Source organism: Thioclava sp. ISO4 (assembly GCF_058105145.1).
This window is the reverse complement of record NZ_CM176571.1, coordinates 3,137,904-3,154,041: the sequence shown is the minus strand read 5'-3', so window position 1 is coordinate 3,154,041 and position 16,138 is coordinate 3,137,904. Positions and strand designations below refer to the sequence as shown.

At 65.3% G+C, this 16,138-nt stretch carries 14 protein-coding genes; 5 read left to right on the top strand and 9 right to left on the bottom strand.

Going from position 1 to position 16,138, the window contains the following annotated elements; translation table 11 throughout:
* Window positions 1-42 precede the first annotated feature (42 nt).
* Both AC2TZ7_RS15455 and cobT read right to left on the bottom strand, forming a co-directional pair.
* Complete coding sequence (locus AC2TZ7_RS15455) at window positions 43-1,842, bottom strand: aminopeptidase P family protein (protein ID WP_489864909.1); 1,800 nt, start codon at window positions 1,840-1,842, stop codon at window positions 43-45.
* Window positions 1,842-3,719: a cobaltochelatase subunit CobT gene (gene cobT, locus AC2TZ7_RS15450; protein WP_489864908.1), complete on the bottom strand. Its 1,878-nt coding sequence runs from the start codon at window positions 3,717-3,719 to the stop codon at window positions 1,842-1,844. Before cobT ends, AC2TZ7_RS15455 begins: the two co-directional genes overlap by 1 nt.
* Before the next feature lie 280 nt (window positions 3,720-3,999).
* Here cobT and AC2TZ7_RS15445 point away from each other — a divergent pair, with 280 nt between their 5' ends.
* A complete protein-coding gene (locus AC2TZ7_RS15445; RefSeq protein ID WP_489864907.1) occupies window positions 4,000-4,599 on the top strand; it encodes an NADPH-dependent FMN reductase in 600 nt (199 codons plus the stop codon).
* Between the two features lie 105 nt (window positions 4,600-4,704).
* Here the strand turns inward: AC2TZ7_RS15445 and AC2TZ7_RS15440 are convergent, their stop codons facing one another.
* From AC2TZ7_RS15440 to cobS, 3 genes are read right to left on the bottom strand one after another with little or no spacing between them, the layout of a single operon-like run.
* On the bottom strand, window positions 4,705-5,340 hold the full coding sequence (locus AC2TZ7_RS15440; protein ID WP_489864906.1) for a hypothetical protein: 636 nt from the start codon (window positions 5,338-5,340) through the stop codon (window positions 4,705-4,707).
* Between the two features lie 54 nt (window positions 5,341-5,394).
* Window positions 5,395-6,219 carry a hypothetical protein gene (locus tag AC2TZ7_RS15435; RefSeq protein ID WP_489864905.1) on the bottom strand — a complete coding sequence of 275 codons (825 nt, stop codon included), beginning with the start codon at window positions 6,217-6,219 and terminating at the stop codon, window positions 5,395-5,397.
* Between the two features lie 15 nt (window positions 6,220-6,234).
* Window positions 6,235-7,206 (bottom strand): cobaltochelatase subunit CobS, encoded by a 972-nt coding sequence (gene cobS, locus AC2TZ7_RS15430; RefSeq protein WP_078542657.1) that lies wholly within the window; start codon window positions 7,204-7,206, stop codon window positions 6,235-6,237.
* Between the two features lie 196 nt (window positions 7,207-7,402).
* Here cobS and AC2TZ7_RS15425 point away from each other — a divergent pair, with 196 nt between their 5' ends.
* The 3 genes from AC2TZ7_RS15425 to AC2TZ7_RS15415 all read left to right on the top strand — a co-directional run bounded on the left by AC2TZ7_RS15425 (window position 7,403) and on the right by AC2TZ7_RS15415 (window position 10,063).
* Complete coding sequence (locus AC2TZ7_RS15425) at window positions 7,403-7,801, top strand: DUF4177 domain-containing protein (protein ID WP_489864904.1); 399 nt, start codon at window positions 7,403-7,405, stop codon at window positions 7,799-7,801.
* A 277-nt stretch (window positions 7,802-8,078) separates the two neighbouring features.
* Window positions 8,079-8,699: a DnaJ domain-containing protein gene (locus AC2TZ7_RS15420; protein ID WP_489864903.1), complete on the top strand. Its 621-nt coding sequence runs from the start codon at window positions 8,079-8,081 to the stop codon at window positions 8,697-8,699.
* 239 nt (window positions 8,700-8,938) lie between these two features.
* Window positions 8,939-10,063 (top strand): PQQ-dependent sugar dehydrogenase, encoded by a 1,125-nt coding sequence (locus AC2TZ7_RS15415; RefSeq protein ID WP_489864902.1) that lies wholly within the window; start codon window positions 8,939-8,941, stop codon window positions 10,061-10,063.
* Between the two features lie 106 nt (window positions 10,064-10,169).
* On the opposite strand, the gene AC2TZ7_RS15410 is transcribed toward AC2TZ7_RS15415, so the two are convergent.
* From AC2TZ7_RS15410 to AC2TZ7_RS15395, 4 genes are all read right to left on the bottom strand, one after another.
* A complete protein-coding gene (locus AC2TZ7_RS15410) occupies window positions 10,170-11,036 on the bottom strand; it encodes an ABC transporter permease subunit (protein WP_489864901.1) in 867 nt (288 codons plus the stop codon).
* Window positions 11,033-11,818: a taurine ABC transporter ATP-binding protein gene (locus AC2TZ7_RS15405; RefSeq protein WP_098411410.1), complete on the bottom strand. Its 786-nt coding sequence runs from the start codon at window positions 11,816-11,818 to the stop codon at window positions 11,033-11,035. The genes AC2TZ7_RS15410 and AC2TZ7_RS15405 overlap by 4 nt, the downstream gene beginning before the upstream one ends.
* A 78-nt stretch (window positions 11,819-11,896) precedes the next feature.
* Entirely contained in the window at window positions 11,897-12,895 is a 999-nt protein-coding gene (gene tauA / locus AC2TZ7_RS15400) for a taurine ABC transporter substrate-binding protein (RefSeq protein WP_489864900.1), read from the bottom strand.
* Window positions 12,896-12,988: 93 nt separating this feature from the next.
* The gene (locus AC2TZ7_RS15395) at window positions 12,989-14,362 is read right to left on the bottom strand and encodes an aminotransferase family protein (RefSeq protein ID WP_489864899.1); all 1,374 of its coding nucleotides are present in this window, start codon (window positions 14,360-14,362) and stop codon (window positions 12,989-12,991) included.
* A gap of 254 nt (window positions 14,363-14,616) precedes the next feature.
* Between AC2TZ7_RS15395 and AC2TZ7_RS15390 the strand changes: the two genes are divergently transcribed.
* Window positions 14,617-16,122 carry an aminotransferase-like domain-containing protein gene (locus tag AC2TZ7_RS15390; protein ID WP_489864898.1) on the top strand — a complete coding sequence of 502 codons (1,506 nt, stop codon included), beginning with the start codon at window positions 14,617-14,619 and terminating at the stop codon, window positions 16,120-16,122.
* The last annotated feature ends 16 nt before the right edge of the window (window positions 16,123-16,138 follow it).

The following is a 16,138-nucleotide window of genomic DNA, read 5'->3' as shown; positions in this document are numbered from 1 at the left end:
ATCCCCGCCGGAGGCATCCGACGGCTTGCCGCGGACGCCCCCTCAGATCGGCGCGCAGGCGGTTTGCAGCCAGGTCTTGGCGCGCTCGCTGACCTTCGGCGCGATCCGCTTCAGCACCTCGGCGTGATAGGCGTTGAGCCAGTCGCGCTCCTCGGGGCCAAGCAGATCGACGTCGATCAGGCGACGGTCGATCGGCACCCAGGTCAGCGTCGAGAAGGACAGCTGGTCGCGATTGTCGCCCTTGGCCTCGGCCTCTTCGGTGAGGATCAGGTTCTCGATCCGGATGCCGAATTGTCCCTCGCGGTAATAGCCCGGCTCGTTCGACAGGATCATCCCGGGTTCGAGCGGCAGGGTCGAGACGCGGGAAATCCGCGCGGGGCCTTCATGCACGCAAAGCGCAGCGCCGACGCCGTGGCCGGTGCCGTGGTCGTAATCCCAGCCCTCGGCCCAAAGGGGCGCACGGGCGAGCGCATCGAGATGGGCCCCCGCCACGCTGCGCGGGAAGCGCGTGCGCGACAGCGCGATCATGCCTTGCAGCACGCGGGTGAAGGGGCGTTTGGCGTCTTGTGGCACATCGCCCACGGGCACGGTGCGGGTGATGTCGGTGGTACCGTCGACATATTGCCCGCCGGAATCCACCAGCAGCAATTCACCCGGTTTCACGGGCCGGTTGGTGTCCTCGTTCACGCGGTAATGGACGATCGCGCCATTGCCGCCCGCGCCGCAGATCGTCTCGAAGGAGATGTCGAGCAGCGCGTTGGTGTCGCGGCGGAAGCCTTCGAGCGCGGTGACCACGTCGATCTCGGTCAGCTGGCCTTTCGGAGCCTCCGTATCGAGCCAGCTGAGGAACTCGACCATCGCCGCGGCGTCGCGCAGATGCGCCGCCTCCATGCCTGCGATTTCGGCTCCGTTCTTGCGCGCTTTCGGCAGGATGCAGGGATCGCGGGCCTCATGGATCTTGGTGTCGTGATCGGCCAGCAGCAGCGAGATGGCGACTGGTGCAGAGTCAGGATCGACCAGCACCGGGCCTTCGATCGCTTCCAGCGCGGCGGTCAGGCTGTCGGGCGGCAGGATCGAAACGCCGTCGCCCAGATGGGCGCGCAGCTCGGCGTCGAATTTCGCGTCCTCGGCAAAGAGCTTCACCGCGCCATCGTCGAAGAGCACCGCGAAGGATTGCACCACCGGGTTGCGGGGGATGTCCGCGCCGCGAATGTTGAGAAGCCAGCAGATCGAATCCGGCAGGGTGAGCACGGCGGCGGCGACATCGTCATCGCGCAGAGCCTTTGCCAGACGGGCGCGTTTCTCCGCCGCCATCTCGCCTGTGAATTCCGGCGGGTGAATGCGGGCCGGTTCGGCGGGCGGGGCAGGGCGGTCGTCCCAGACGCGGTCCACGAGGTTCTCGCTCTCGATCAGCGCGATGCCGGTGCCGTCCAGCCCCTCGCGGATCTTCGCGATTTCGGATTTCGTGTGCAGCCACGGATCGAAGCCGATCCGGGCGCCGGCATGGGCGTTTTCCGTCAACCACTCGGCGGGCTTCACCTCGGGCCAGTTCACCGGGGTGAAGTGGTCGAGCGAGACCTCGGCGCGCACCTGCACCCGGTAGCGGCCATCGACGAAGACGCCCGCGATCTCGGGCAGGGCGATGCAGAAGCCTGCCGATCCGGTGAAGCCCGTCAGCCAGCCCAGACGCGCATCGCAGGGCGCGACATATTCGCCCTGATGCGCATCGGCGCGCGGGATGATGAAGCCGTCGAGCCCGGCGGCAGACATGGCTTCGCGCAGCGCCGCCAGCCGGGGCGGGCCCAGTTCGGGGCGCGATTGCACCGAGAAATCCTGAAACATCAGATAGCCTTCTTGATCCCGAGGAAGCGGGCGCGGGCCCGCGGATCGCTGTCGAAGAGGGAGGCGAGCTGTTCGGTCATGGCGCCCGCCAGTTGCTCCACATCGGTGATCGTCACCGCGTGCTGGTAATAGCGCGTCACGTCATGGCCGATGCCGATGGCGATCAGCTCTACCGCGCGGCGGCGCTCCACCATCGCGATCACGTCGCGCAGGTGTTTCTCCAGATAGATCGCGGGGTTCACCGACAGCGTCGAGTCGTCCACCGGCGCGCCGTCCGAGATCACCATCAGGATCTTGCGCTGCTCGGTGCGGGCGAGCATTCGGCGATGCGCCCATTCCAGCGCCTCGCCGTCGATATTCTCCTTCAGCAGGCCTTCCTTCATCATCAGGCCCAGATTGGCCCGCGTCCGACGCATCGGCGCATCGGCCCGCTTGTAGATGATGTGGCGCAAGTCGTTGAGGCGGCCGGGGCTTTGCGGGCGGCCATCGGCGAGCCATTTCTCGCGCGATTGCCCGCCTTTCCAGGCGCGGGTGGTGAAGCCGAGGATCTCGACCTTCACGTCGCAGCGCTCCAGCGTGCGGGCGAGAACGTCAGCGCAGATCGCCGCGATCGAGATCGGGCGGCCGCGCATCGAGCCGGAATTGTCCAGCAGCAGCGTCACCACCGTGTCGCGGAACTCGGTATCCTTCTCGACCTTGAAGCTGAGCGGCGTGGTCGGGTTCGCGACGACACGGGCGAGGCGGCCCGCATCGAGCATCCCTTCCTCGCGGTCGAATTCCCACGCGCGGTTCTGCTGTGCCTGCAGGCGGCGTTGCAGCTTGTTGGCGAGCCGCGAGACCGCGCCTTTCAGCGGGTCGAGCTGCTGATCGAGATAGAGGCGCAGACGCTCCAGCTCGGCCGGTTCGGCCAAGTCCTCGGCGGCGATCTCCTCGTCGAATTCGGTCGTGTAGACGGCGTAATTCGGATCGGCCTGCGAATGCGGCGGGGGCGGCGGCGGCTCCAGCGGCGCATCGGCCTGCGGCATGTCCATCTCGTCGCTCATTTCCTGATCGGCGAGATCGTCGGAGCTGACGGAGGTCTGGGTCTGGTCGTCCTGCGCTTCCTGGCTGGATTCCGGCGTGGCCTCGGCCTCGTCGTCTTCCTGCTCGTCGCGGGCCTGATCTTCGCCCTGTTCCTCGTCGGCGTTCTCTTCCTGCTCGTCCTCGGCCTCGTCGCCCATATCCTCGTCAGGATCGTCGCCCAGCTGATCGGCATAGCCGAGATCGGCGATCACCTTGCGGGTGAGCCGCGCGAAGGCGGCCTGATCGGCGAGGACGTGATTGACGTTCTCCAGATCGTCGCCCGCCGATTGCTCGATGAAGGGGCGCCACAGGTCGAGCACGTTATCCGCGCCGGGCGGCAGTTTCCGTCCCGTCGCCAGTTCGCGCACGAAATAGCCCGCGGCGACCGAGAGCGGTGCTTCTTCGGGGGCGCGGATCTGAGCATAGCCCTTGCGCTCGGCCTCATGGGCGATCTTGGCGTCGATATTGCTGAGCGTGCCGGGCATGTCGCGCGCGCCCAAGGCTTCGCAGCGCGCGGTCTCCATCGCCTCGTAGATCGCGCTCGCCAGATCGCCCGAGGGCGCATAGCGGCTGTCGATCGCGGCATCGTGGTGGCGGCGGCGCATCGCCATCGCATCGGCCGTGCCGCGCGCGAGCAGAACCTCGTCGCGCGTCATCCGGCGCGAGACCTGCGGCAGGCGCATCGTGTCGGCGGTCATGCCCGAAGGGTCGACCGAATAGCTCACCGTCATATCGGGCGCGTCGGCCATCGTCTTGGTGGCCTCGGCCAGCGCCTTTTTGAAGGGATCCGCGGGGTTGTCGGAGGGCTTGCTCATAGCCTCAGATAAAGCATCGCGCGCGTCCGCCCGCAAGAGCCGATCGCGCGAGACGCGCGCGGCAGATCGGCCCGGTTTGCGCGGGGCGGCGAGGGCGGGAAAGTTCCCGCTGCTGGCGCGCGGCATCCGTTCACCTGTGCACATAACGGGCGGGTTGGATGGGCCGGAACATAGCTTACGTAGAGTTGAACACTAGACGCACGCCTCCCCCTGTGGCCCGACTTCCCCAATCGAGGGCCCCGTGCAACATACCGGACGACATACCGGAAAGGAGTTCGATATGAGCGAGACTTTGAACATCGGCCTGATCGTCGGCACGACGCGCGAAGGGCGCTTCGCTGACCGCGCACTCGAATGGTTCGAGACCAAGATCGATGCGCGCGACGACATGCGCTACGAGGTTCTGGATCTGCGCGAAGCCGCGCTGCCCTTCTTCGACGAGGCGGCTCCGCCCGCCGCCAAGCCTGTGACCAGCGAAAAGGCGCGGGCCTGGGGCGAAAAGCTCAAGGAATTCGACGGGTTCATCGTGGTGACGGCGGAGTATAACCACTCGATCCCCGCCACGATCAAGAACGCCTTCGACTATGCGTTCGAAGGCTGGCGCCGCAAGCCGCTCGGCACCGTGGGCTATGGCGGCGTGGGCGCTGCCCGTGCGGTCGAGCATCTGCGGCTCGTCGCGATCAATTTCGGCATGGTCCCGGTCGCGGGTGCGGTCAGCATCGGCGGTGCGGATTTCGTGAAGGCCGCGCAAGGCACGCCGATCGCGGAGCTGGGCGATCATCTGGACGGCCCGGCGAAGACGCTGCTCGACGACATGGCGTTCTGGGGTCAGGCGGCGAAGCTGGCCAAGGGCGAGACAGAAAATCGTCAGGCCGCGTGATCCAAACGGATCTGCCACACGTAATAGTAGAGTAACGAGTTTGCCCGGCCTCCGCGCCGGGCGTTTTTATGCGCGCCTCTTTTATGCGCCTCAGGGGGGCTGCGATTACTGGAAAAGCCCCGTGCAGATCATCGGCATCCAGTCCGCGTGCAACGTGCTCAGCGGGAAGGCCCGGCGATCCTGCGAGCCCTTCGCGGTCTGGCCGCGCCGCGTCATGACGTAATCGCCATTGAGCAGGTTCACGTCACAGGTGCCGGTATCCTCGGGATCGATCCGGTCGTAATAGCGGTAGCTGTAGCCCGAGACGACGAAGCCGCCATTGCGCCACGCGATGGAATAGGCGCTTTCCCACGGGGTGCGCCCGATCCCGATCTGTTTGGAATGCAGCTTGAACGCGCTGTCGGAAAGCGGCTCGAGCGCGGGCGTCTGCCCGCCCATCTGGCCCGAAAAGACCACCCGTTTGACCGTCATCTCGCGTTTCAGCCCGAAGGTCGGATCGCCGAGATAGATCACGAGATCGGCCGCATCCGCACTGTTTTGCACCAGCATCGCCGCATCCTGCGTGCCGTCGCCGTTCCAGTCGCCGGTGAGAGCCGCGAAAATCTCGCCATCCTTGGGCGCCTCCTGAGCTGCCGCCGCGAAGGGCAGCAACGCCGCGAGAAGCGCGCCCCGGATCGCGAGGCGCGGGATCACGAGGAGAGGAAACAGGCTTTTACAGTTTCTTGTCGTTTGTGCTTTCATCGGACGCGTTCCTCTCCTTCGGCTTTTTTGCCTCGTTCGACAGTACACAAAAAGTCAGCCTCTGCGGCGGGTGGCCCATGCGGGCACGGAGGGGTTGAGATCGAGTGTAGGGCCGGAAAAATGGTCGCTCTCGTAATAGGTGACCGCGGTTCCATTCAGTTTATGAAGCAAGCTGGCAATGCTTTGATCATGCCGGTGCTCTTTGAAATCCGGGTGGTTCTCTGCTCGTGAAGGCGTGTCATCGGAAAAATGATAGCCTTCGCTCGTGGCAATATCAGCCCATTCCTCCAGGAATTCGCGGTTTTTCGCGGTGTTCAATAAGACGAGGAACCCGGCGCCATATTGGCTGGTCTTCGCTTCGACGGAGGCGAGGGATAATCCGAGGCGCGCAAACAGATCGGCTTTCGTCCAATGAGATTCCGTATTGGCATGAACGAATGAAAGCATCCCGCTTGGGTGGGATTGCGCTATTTCGAGATATTCCTGAAAACGGCGTCCGCCATTTGGGTTGAGAGTAGAACCCGCGTCGAGATAGACAACGCATTCGCCCGGTTCGGCTCGTTTCAGAGCTTCGAGAATGACGATGGGTTTCCAGATCCAGTATCCGAAGCCACGCTGCGTTTCCTGCATGAAAGCGCCATGCTTCGCGCGGAAATCGTGAGGCAGGGACGCAAATGAATAAATATCCACGTCAGAGAAAAAATCACTCTGGCGCGCTTCGTTATAAAATTGGTCTTTGCGCTTCGTGAACTTGCCGTCTGCAAAGGAAACAAGACGGGGTTTCGGAGCCGAGATTTGGAAAGTGGGGGCGACCTCCGGAAACGTATATAAGCTCTTTTCCGATTGTCGGCGGAATGCTTTTTTAAGAAGGCCGCCCATTCTTTCCTTATCCGATTAACTCGCGATGGCCGCCGCCGATTCCGGCAGTTCCTCGTCGAAGAGGCGCTGGTAGAACTCGGCCACGGTCTGGCGCTCCAGCTCGTCGCATTTGTTCAGGAAGCTCAGGCGGAACGCATAGCCGATATTGCCGAAGATGCGCGCGTTCTGCGCCCAGGCGATCACCGTGCGCGGCGACATCACCGTCGAGAGATCGCCGTTCATGAAGGCGGTCCGGCTGAGATCGGCCACGGTCACCATCTGGCTGATCGTCTTGCGCCCGGCCTCGGTGTTGTATTGCGGGTTCTTCGACAGAACGATCGCGACCTCGGCGTCATGGCTGAGATAGTTCAGCGTCGAGACCAGCGACCAGCGGTCCATCTGACCTTGGTTGATCTGCTGGGTGCCGTGATAGAGGCCGGTCGTGTCGCCCAGACCCACCGTGTTCGAGGTCGCGAACAGGCGGAAATAGGGGTTCGGCGTGATGACTTCGTTCTGGTCGAGCAGCGTCAGCTTGCCGTCGGCCTCCAGCACACGCTGGATCACGAACATCACGTCGGCGCGGCCCGCATCGTATTCGTCGAAGACGATCGCGGTCGGGTTGCGCAGCGCCCAGGGCAGGATGCCCTCGTGGAACACGGTGACCTGCTTGCCGTCGACCAGCTTGATCGCATCCTTGCCGATCAGGTCGATCCGGCTCACGTGGCTGTCGAGGTTGACGCGCACACAGGGCCAGTTCAGGCGGGCGGCGACTTGCTCGATATGGGTCGATTTACCGGTGCCGTGATAGCCCTGGATCATCACGCGGCGGTTATAGGCAAAGCCTGCGAGGATCGCCATCGTGGTGTCGGGATCGAACTTGTAGGTGCTATCGATCTCCGGCACGCGGTCGGTGCGCTCTGCAAACCCTTTGACCTTCATGTCGGAATCGAGGCCGAACACCTCGCGCAGGTCGATTTCTTCGGTGGGCTTGGCGGTCTGGTCGAGCATCGCGGACGTCCTTTCGTGGTTGGGTCGATTTGTGAACCATCGCGCGCGGGCGTGCAAGGGGGCGAAGGCGTGTATCGCGCGGGCAATGACGCGTGTGGCGCGAGGCCGCTATCGGCCCGTTCCCGCCGCCGCGCGGTCCTTTGAGTTGACCCTTTCCCGCCTTCCGCTAGAAAGACGCGAAAGCTTGAGGTGCATCATGCAGCATTACGAATACAAGGTCATCCCGGCGCCCGCGCGCGGCGACAAAGAGCGCGGCCTGAAAACCGGCGCGGACCGCTTCGCCCATGCGCTCTCGGGCGTGATGAACGAGATGGCCACGCGCGGCTGGGAATACCTGCGCGCAGAGACCCTGCCCGCGGAAGAGCGCACCGGCCTGACCGGAAAGTCCACGGTCTATCACAACCTGCTCGTCTTCCGCCGTCCCACCAGTGCCGATCCGGCGCGCGCGGTCGGCGCGCATCCCGATCCCGAGGATGCGGCCAATGACGAGGATGCGCCCGAGGCCAAGCGCCGCGCGCTTCTCGCCGATGCGCCCGAGGGCCGCGCGCCGAAACTGCGCGCCAACCGCGACGGGGCTTCCAAAGACGAAGACTGACGCGGGGCAGGGGCGTTGCGAAGGCGCCGTCCCGAAAGCGGGGCCGCGCGCCCTGAGCCGCGAGGTCCAAGGCCTGCCGCGCGCGCCCTGTCGGCGCGCCGGTTGCGTTGCCGTAGGGGCGGCCCGCGCCGCACCTTGATCCCAGCAAATAGCGGCCCCATTTCCGCCCGACCCCCTTTCAACATCTGTCATTTCCAGTAGACTGCGTGACCCGACTCGGAGGCAGGCCTCAAACGCCGCCCCGAAGTGGCGTTCGGGCAGCAGGCAAGAGGCAAGCATGAGCAACAGCGATCCTTTCGGCTTCAACATTTCGGCCGCGGCGGACAAGAAACGCCGCTCGCGTGGCAGGCGCGGCATGTCGGGGGCGTTCGAGACCTCGACCCGGATCTGCGACAAGGAAGGCTGCAACGAGCCGGGCAAGTACCGCGCGCCGAAAAGCCCGAAAATCCTCGATGACTACTACTGGTTCTGCAAGGACCACGTCCGCGAGTACAATCTGAACTGGAATTACTTCCAGGGTCAGTCCGAGGAGGAATTCCAGGCCTTCCTCGACAATGCGACCGTCTGGGAGCGCCCCACGAAGCCCTTCAGCAAGGCCAAGGAAGAGGCGGGCTGGGCGCGTCACGGCATCTCGGACCCGCATGAGATCCTCGGCGACAACGCCACGAAGAACCCGGGCCGCACGATGGGCCGCAAGCTGCCGCCGACCGAACGCCGCGCGCTCGACATCCTCGAGGCGAAAGATTCCATGACGAAAGCCGAGATCCGCAAGTGCTACAAGGCGCTGATCAAGGTGCTGCACCCGGATATGAACGGCGGCGACCGCTCTCAAGAAGAGATGCTGCAAGAGGTCGTCTGGGCCTGGGATCAGCTGAAAGACAGCCGCAACTTCAAGTGACGGAAGGGGGCTCTGCCCCCGTCGCCGGAGGGCGACATATTTTAAGGAAGCAGGGGGCTCTGCCCCCCGCGCTGCGCGCGTCCCCCGGGATATTTGGACCAAGCCCGAAGGCAAAGAGGCGCGCACCCCCTCGCTCTTTTAAAATATCCCGGGGTGAATGCCGCAGGCAGAGGGGCCGCGCCCCTTACACCCCTTCCCATCCTGCGCCCCCGCCCCATCTCTAGGGGAGGAGGTGTTTCATGAACCCGTTCCCGAGCCTGCGCGCCGCACTGGCGCTCGCCCTGACGATCCCCGTCCTTTCGAGCCTCGGCCTTGCGCCGCTCGCCACGCCTGCCGCCGCGCAGAACGTGGGCGAGAAACCCGCGAGCCGCGACCTGCCTTTCGTGCTCAAGCCGATAGCGCAGCTGGAAAACCCCTGGGCCATCGCGCCCTTGCCCGACGGATCGGTTCTGGTGACCGGCAAGGCGGGCAAGATGTGGCATGTCACCGGCGGCGGGGCGCAGGCGATCAGCGGGCTGCCCGAGGTGCAATATCGCGGCCAGAACGGGCTGCTCGACGTCGCGGTGCCGCCCGATTTCCCGAAGACGCGCGAGGTCTATATCACCTATGTCGCGCCGGATAACGCGCTGCATCTGGCGCGCGGCGTGCTGGATGGCAGCCAGCTGACGCAGCTCAAGACGATCTGGCAGCAGACGCCGGGCGGGCGCGGCCAGCCCGGTGGGATCGTGGCGTTCGGGCCCGACGGAATGCTCTACCTCACCGTGGGCGATCGGATGCAGCCCGACACCGCACAAGATCCCGACAATCCGCGCGGCAAGATCCTGCGCCTGACCCGCGACGGCCAGCCCGCGCCCGGCAACCCCCATGAAGGGGCGGGCGGGGTGCGCGCCGAGACCTGGACCGAGGGGCACCGCAACCAATACGGCCTCGCCTTCACGCCCGACGGCAAGCTCTGGGAGCATGAAATGGGTCCGCGCGGTGGCGACGAGCTGAACCTGATCGAGAAGGGCAAGAATTACGGCTGGAACACGGTCTCGAACGGGCGGCACTATTCCGGCCTGTCGATCCCCGATCACGACACACGGCCCGACTTCGCGGCGCCGAAACTGTGGTGGACGCCGGTGATCGCGCCGGCGGGGCTTGCGGTCTATGAGGGGCGCGACTTCCCCGACTGGAAGGGCGATATGCTGATCGGCGGGCTTGCGGGCAACGGGCTCGCGCTGATCGCGGGCGACGGCTCGGATCAGATCGCGCGCTGGGATTTGCAGATGCGGGTGCGCGACGTGGCCGTGGGGCCCAAGGGCGAGGTCTGGATCATCGAGGATGCGGGGGACGGCGCGCTCTATCAGCTCGTGCCGAAGTGATCTTCCCGAGTGCGTAAATGACAACGGCGGCGCGCGCCTCTCAGCGCAGCGCCGCCGCCTTGCACATAGGCCGGGCGGATCATGCCCGGCCTTTCGCGTTGCGGGCCTACATCCGGCCCTTCCACGGCACGACCTTCTTCTCCACCCAGCGCATCGCCAGATCGAAGCACCACGCGATGCCGCCGATCAGGAAGATGCCCACGAGCACGGTCGAGGTCTGCAGGAACTGGCTGGCCGAGAGAACCATGTAGCCAAGCCCCATCGTCGCCGCGACCATTTCGGCGGCGACCAGCGTCGTCCAGCCGAAGCCGACGCCGATGCGCATCGCGGTCAGGATTTCCGGCAGCGCCGAGGGCAGCACCACCTCGCGCAGAACCTGCGCGCGGCTCGCGCCCAGCGAATAGGCTGCGTGGATCTGCTCGATCGCGACAGAACGGACGCCTGCGCGCGCACCGAGCGCCACCGGCGCCAGCACCGACAGGAAGATCAGCAGCACTTTCGAGGTCTCGCCGATGCCGAACCAGATGATCATCAGCGGCAGATAGGCCAGCGGCGGGATCGGGCGGTAAAACTCGAGGAAGGGATCGAACAGCCCGCGCATCACCGGGCTCATCCCCATCGCGAGGCCAAGCGGAATGCCGATGATGCAGGCCAGCGCGAAGGCGGCGAAGACACGGCCCGCGGAGACGAGGATATGCTCCCACAGCGGCACGCCGGTGAAGCCGGTCGACAAAAGCCCGAAGAGCTTTTGCACGACGGCCACGGGCGAGGGCAGGAATAGCGGCGCGATCAACCCGGAGGCGGTCACGATCTGCCACAGGCCCAGCACCACCAGAACGGCCACGACCGAGATCTTGATCGTGTTGCCTTCGCCCGGCACGCCATAGGTCTGGCCGGGTTTGGTGGGCGCTTGGCGGAAGATGCGTTTGATCATCGGGGCGGGGCGGCTGTCATCTTGGATATCCATGGTCATGCGGCCTTCTCCTCGTCTGCGAAGATGATGCCGAGAATGGTCTCGCGCATCGCGATGAATTCGGGGGATGCCTTCACGTCGCGGGCGCTTTCACCTGCGAGGAAACGGCGCGAGAAGGGCAGGTCGAAGCGATGCGTGATCCGGCCCGGACGGGGCGACATCACGATCAGCTTGGAGCCCATGAAGAGCGCCTCTTCGACCGAGTGGGTAATCAGGAAGACCGATTTGCCCTGCCGCTCCCAGATTTTCAGGATCAGCTCCTGCGCGCGTTCGCGGGTCAGCGCATCGAGCGCGCCGAGCGGTTCGTCCATCAGCAGGATGCGCGGATCGGCGGTCAGCGCCCGGCCGATGCCCACGCGTTGCTGCATCCCGCCCGAGAGCATGTAGACGGGGCTGTCCTCGAACCCCTCGAGGCCCAGAACGGTCAGGAATTCGCGGGCGACCTTGTAGCGTTCGGCCTTGGCGACGCCTTGCAGCTTCAGTCCGAAGGCGAGGTTGTCGAGCACGTTCATCCACGGCATCAACGCGTGTTTCTGGAACACCACGGCGCGGTCCTGACCGGGGCCGGTCACGGGGGCGCCGTCGAGTTTGATCTGGCCCGAACTGGGCGCGAGGAACCCCGCGATCAGGTTCAGGAGCGTCGATTTCCCGCAACCCGAGGCACCGAGGGCGACCACGAATTCGCCCGGCTCGATGGTCAGTTCGACATTGCGAAGCGCTTCGACCGGCTCGGATTTGTCACGGGCGGGGTAGAGTACGGAGGCGCGGCGGATTTCAAGCATCTGGGCTTCCTTTCCGGGGCGGAGCTGGGGAATGGGAAGCGCCCGGCCAGAGGTCCGGCCGGGCGCTGGGGCGTGTCGTTACTCGCCCATCGCGTCTTGCAGCGGCTTGAGCGTGATGAACTGCGAGTAGTCATCTGCCACCGAGTCGATCCGGCCCGCTTCCTTCAGGAATTCGGCGGTCGATTTGATCGCGGGGGCCATCGCACCACCCAGCCAGTCGGAGCCGACCTGATCGGCGGGCTTGAGGAAGGTGTAGCCGCCGAGGATACCCGGAACCTGTGCTGCGTCCGCACCGGTATTCGTTGCGATCTCTTTCACCTCGTCGCTGTCGGCGGTCCAGGCGTCCTTGTTGTCGATATAGGCGGCGTCGGCCTCGGCAGTGACCTTCACGAAGCCTGCGACGGCTTCGGGGTGTTCCTCGGCCCACTGGCTGTTGACGACCCAGCCGTCAAAGGTGGGGTAGCCCCATTTCGCGGTCTCGTCCGCGCCCATGATCCGGGTGCCCGATTTCAGCAGCTGCGACTGCACCGGATCCCAGATCCACGCGGCGTCGATGGCGTTCTGCTCCCACGCGGCGGCGATCTGATCGGGCGACATCGACAGGATGGTCAGGTCGCTTTCCGAGATGCCCTCATGCTTGAGCGCGCCGGTGAGCGAAAAGTGTGCGGTCGAGCCGACCGGCACGGCGACGCGCTTGCCCTTGAGGTCGGCCAGCGACGAAATCCCCGAGCCATCATGCGCGATCAGGCTCTCGGCCTGACCGATCACGTCGCCGATCATGAACAGCTTGATCGGAACGCCCTGGCTGGCCGCGATTGCGAAGGGCGAGGAGCCGAGCGCCGCGAGCTTCACGTCGCCCGAAGCCATCGCCGCGATCACATCGGTGCCCGAGGCGAATTTGCGCCACTCGACATCGTAGCCCATCGCCTTCGCGTATCCCTCGGTGTTGACCTTGGTCATCATCGGGATCGGCGTCCCGAAATTACCGATGATCAGCGTTTCGGCCGAGGCGGCCGTGGCCATCGGCAGAAGGCCGATCAGCGCGAGCGTCGCGTAACGGGCGGTTTTCTTGAACATGTCTATCCTCGTCTGTTGGATTTCGGGCCGTTTGCGGCCTCTTTCGGGGAGTGGCCGGGGCGGTTACCCGCCCGGGCCATCGGTGATCTTCTGTCAGGCGCTGAACTTGGCCAGCGCCCGGTCGAGCGTCTCGGTGATCCGGGCGATCTCGGAGGGGCCGACGATCAGCGCGGGGCTCAGGCACAGCGTGTTGTTGAAGCCCTTGAACGAGCGCGAGGTCTTGCCGATGATCACGCCCTCGGCATCGCAGGCACCAACCACGCCTTCGACGAGCTTCTCGTCGAGCGGCTCTTTGGTCGTGCGATCCGCGACCAGTTCCAGCCCGCAGAACAGGCCCTTGCCGCGCACATCGCCCACGACGGCGTGCTTGTCCTTCAACTCCATCAGGCGGTCCATCAGCAGATCGCTCATCGCCTTGGTGTTCGCGAGCAGGTTCTCGTCCTCGATGATGCGCATGTTTTCCAGCGCCGCCGCCGGGCCTGCCGTGCAGCCGCCGAAGGTTGAGATGTCGCGGAAATAGCTCATCGGATCGTCGGGGTCGGAGCGGAACTTCTCGAACACGTCCTCGGTGGTGATCAGGCACGAAATCGCGGCATAGCCCGAGGCCAGCCCCTTCGCGGTGGTCACGAAATCGGGCTTGATGCCGTAATGCTGGTAGCCGAACCATTCGCCGGTGCGGCCCATGCCGCAGACGACCTCGTCCATATGGATCAGGATGTCGTATTTGGTGCAGATTTCCTGCACGCGTTCCCAATAGCCCGCGGGCGGGGTGATGACGCCGCCGCCTGCCGTGATCGGCTCGAGGCAGATCGCGCCCACCGTGTCGGGGCCTTCGCGCAGGATGACCTCTTCGATCGCGTTCGCGGCGCGCACGCCGTAATCTTTGTCATCCCATTGCGCGCGATATTCGAGGCAATGCGGCACGGCGACGAACCCGTCGGGGAAGGGGCCATACTGGTCGCGGCGCTGTTCCTGACCGCAGGCCGCCATCGCGCCCAGCGAGGTGCCGTGATAGTCGCGCTCGCGGTAGAGGATCTTCCACTTCTTGCCGCCATGATGCTTGTGCGCGATCTGGCGCACCATCTTGAAGGCTTTCTCATTCGCCTCGGAACCCGAGTTGGCGAAGAAGACGCGGCTCAGGCCCGGCGTCTTCTCGACCAGACGGGCGGCGAATTGCGCCGCCGGGATCGTACCCGCCGAACCTGCGAAATAGTTCATCTTCAGAAGCTGATCGCGCACGGCATTGGCGATACTCTCGCGGCCATAGCCGACATTGACCGTCCACACGCCGCCCGAGACCGCATCGAGATAGTCGCGACCATTCTGATCCCAGACCGTCATGCCCTTGCCCTCGACAAGGATGCGCGGATCGCGGTGGTCCAGTGCGGCGTGCTGGAACAGGTGGTGCCAGACATGGGCGCGGTCGGCTTCGACCGTGGCGCTGATATCGTTGAACTGACCGTCCATCGGGGTTTCCCTTTCCTTTGGGTTCGGCGCCCATCAAGCCTTTCCGCGGTGCAGCATGTGAGGGCCAGAGCGCCAATTCCGATGGGGCCAGATTTCGGGTTTGGTGCATTTCGGGCAGAGGTTTTAAGCCCTGAGCCGGGCAGATGACCGGAAAATGGGCATTTGCCGAAGAACGGGCGGCATCTGGACCGCTCGACCTTGCTCTCCGATGGGGCCAGAGCGCAGATGCGAGGGTCATTCCAAGGAGCCAGATCATGGATCGCTTGCCCGTCTCGATCGACCGCAACAGCCCCGAGCCGCTGCAAAGCCAGCTGCGTCAGGCCCTGATCGCGGCGATTCACGCGGGCAAGATGGCGCCGGGGCAGAAGGTGCTGTCCTCGCGCGCGCTGGCCGAGAAGCTGGGCATCGCGCGCAACACCGCCACCGCCGTCTATGACGAGCTGGTCGCGCGCGGCTATCTCGAGGCGCAGCCGCGCCGCGGGCTGTTCGTCGCCACCCGCGGGCAGGGAAAGGGCCAGAGCGTCGCAGGCGCCTCCGTGGTCGATTGGAACGCGCGCATCGGGGTGACGCCGTCGCAGCTCAACCATATCCGCAAGCCGCTGAACTGGCAGGATTATCCCTATCCGTTCATCTTCGGGCAGGTCGACCCGCGGCTGTTCCCGCTCAACGCGTGGCGCAATTCCTCGCGCGACACGTTGGGGCGGGCATCGCTCGACTGGTGGGCGGCGGATCGCGCGGTCGATGACGATCCGATGCTGATCGAGCAGATCCGAACCCGCATCCTGCCCGAGCGCGGCATCTATGCGCGGCCCGAGGAGATCCTGATCACGCTCGGCGCGCAGGAGGGGTTCTACCTGCTCGCGCAGCTTCTGGCGGGGGCGGGCAAGCGCGTGGGCTGCGAGATGCCGGGCTATCCGGATTCGCGCTTCATCTTCGAGATGTCCGGCGCGCAGAGCGTGCCGCTGCCGATCGACGAGAAAGGCGCGCGGATCGTCTCGGGGCAGGGGCTCGATCTGGCGCTGCTGACGCCGGGCGCGCATTGCCCCTCGATGGTGATGATGCCGGGGCCGCGCCGCGACGAAATCCTCGCGCGGGCCTCGCAAGACGATTTCCTGATCATCGAGGACGACTACGAGGGCGAGGTCGCCTTCGCCCGCGAACCGGCGCTGAAATCGCGCGACAGGGACGGGCGGGTGATCTATCTCGGTACGCTGTCCAAGACGCTCGCGCCGGGGGTGCGCTTGGGCTTTCTGGTGGCCCCCGAGCCGCTGGTGAAAGAGGCGCGCTGGCTGCGGCGGCTGGTGCATCGCTCGGTGCCGCTCAACAACCAGCGCACGGCCGCGATCTTTCTGGCCGAGGGACATTACCTGTCGCTGCTGCGCAAGCTGCGCGCGGCCCATGCCGACCGCTGGTATCGCGTGATGGAACATCTGCCCGATCTGCTGCCCGGCTTCCGTGCGCCCGATCCGTGTCATGGCGGCTCTTCGGTCTGGCTGGAGCTGCCCGAGGGCGTCGACGGGCGTGCGTTGATCGCAGCGGCGGGGGCGGAGGGCATCTTGCTCGAAAACGGCGATCCTTTCGTGGCCCCTGAACAGGCGGGGCGCTTCATCCGGCTCGGCCTGTCGCTGATCCAGACCGAAGCCATCGTGCCGGGGATGCGCCTCTTGGGCGAGATCGCGGCGCGGCTGGCGCAAGAGGGCACCTCTGGCCCCAACGAAAATGCCGCTCTGGACCAATCGGGCGCGCAGGCGGCGAGTTAGGGCGAGGGAAAGACCC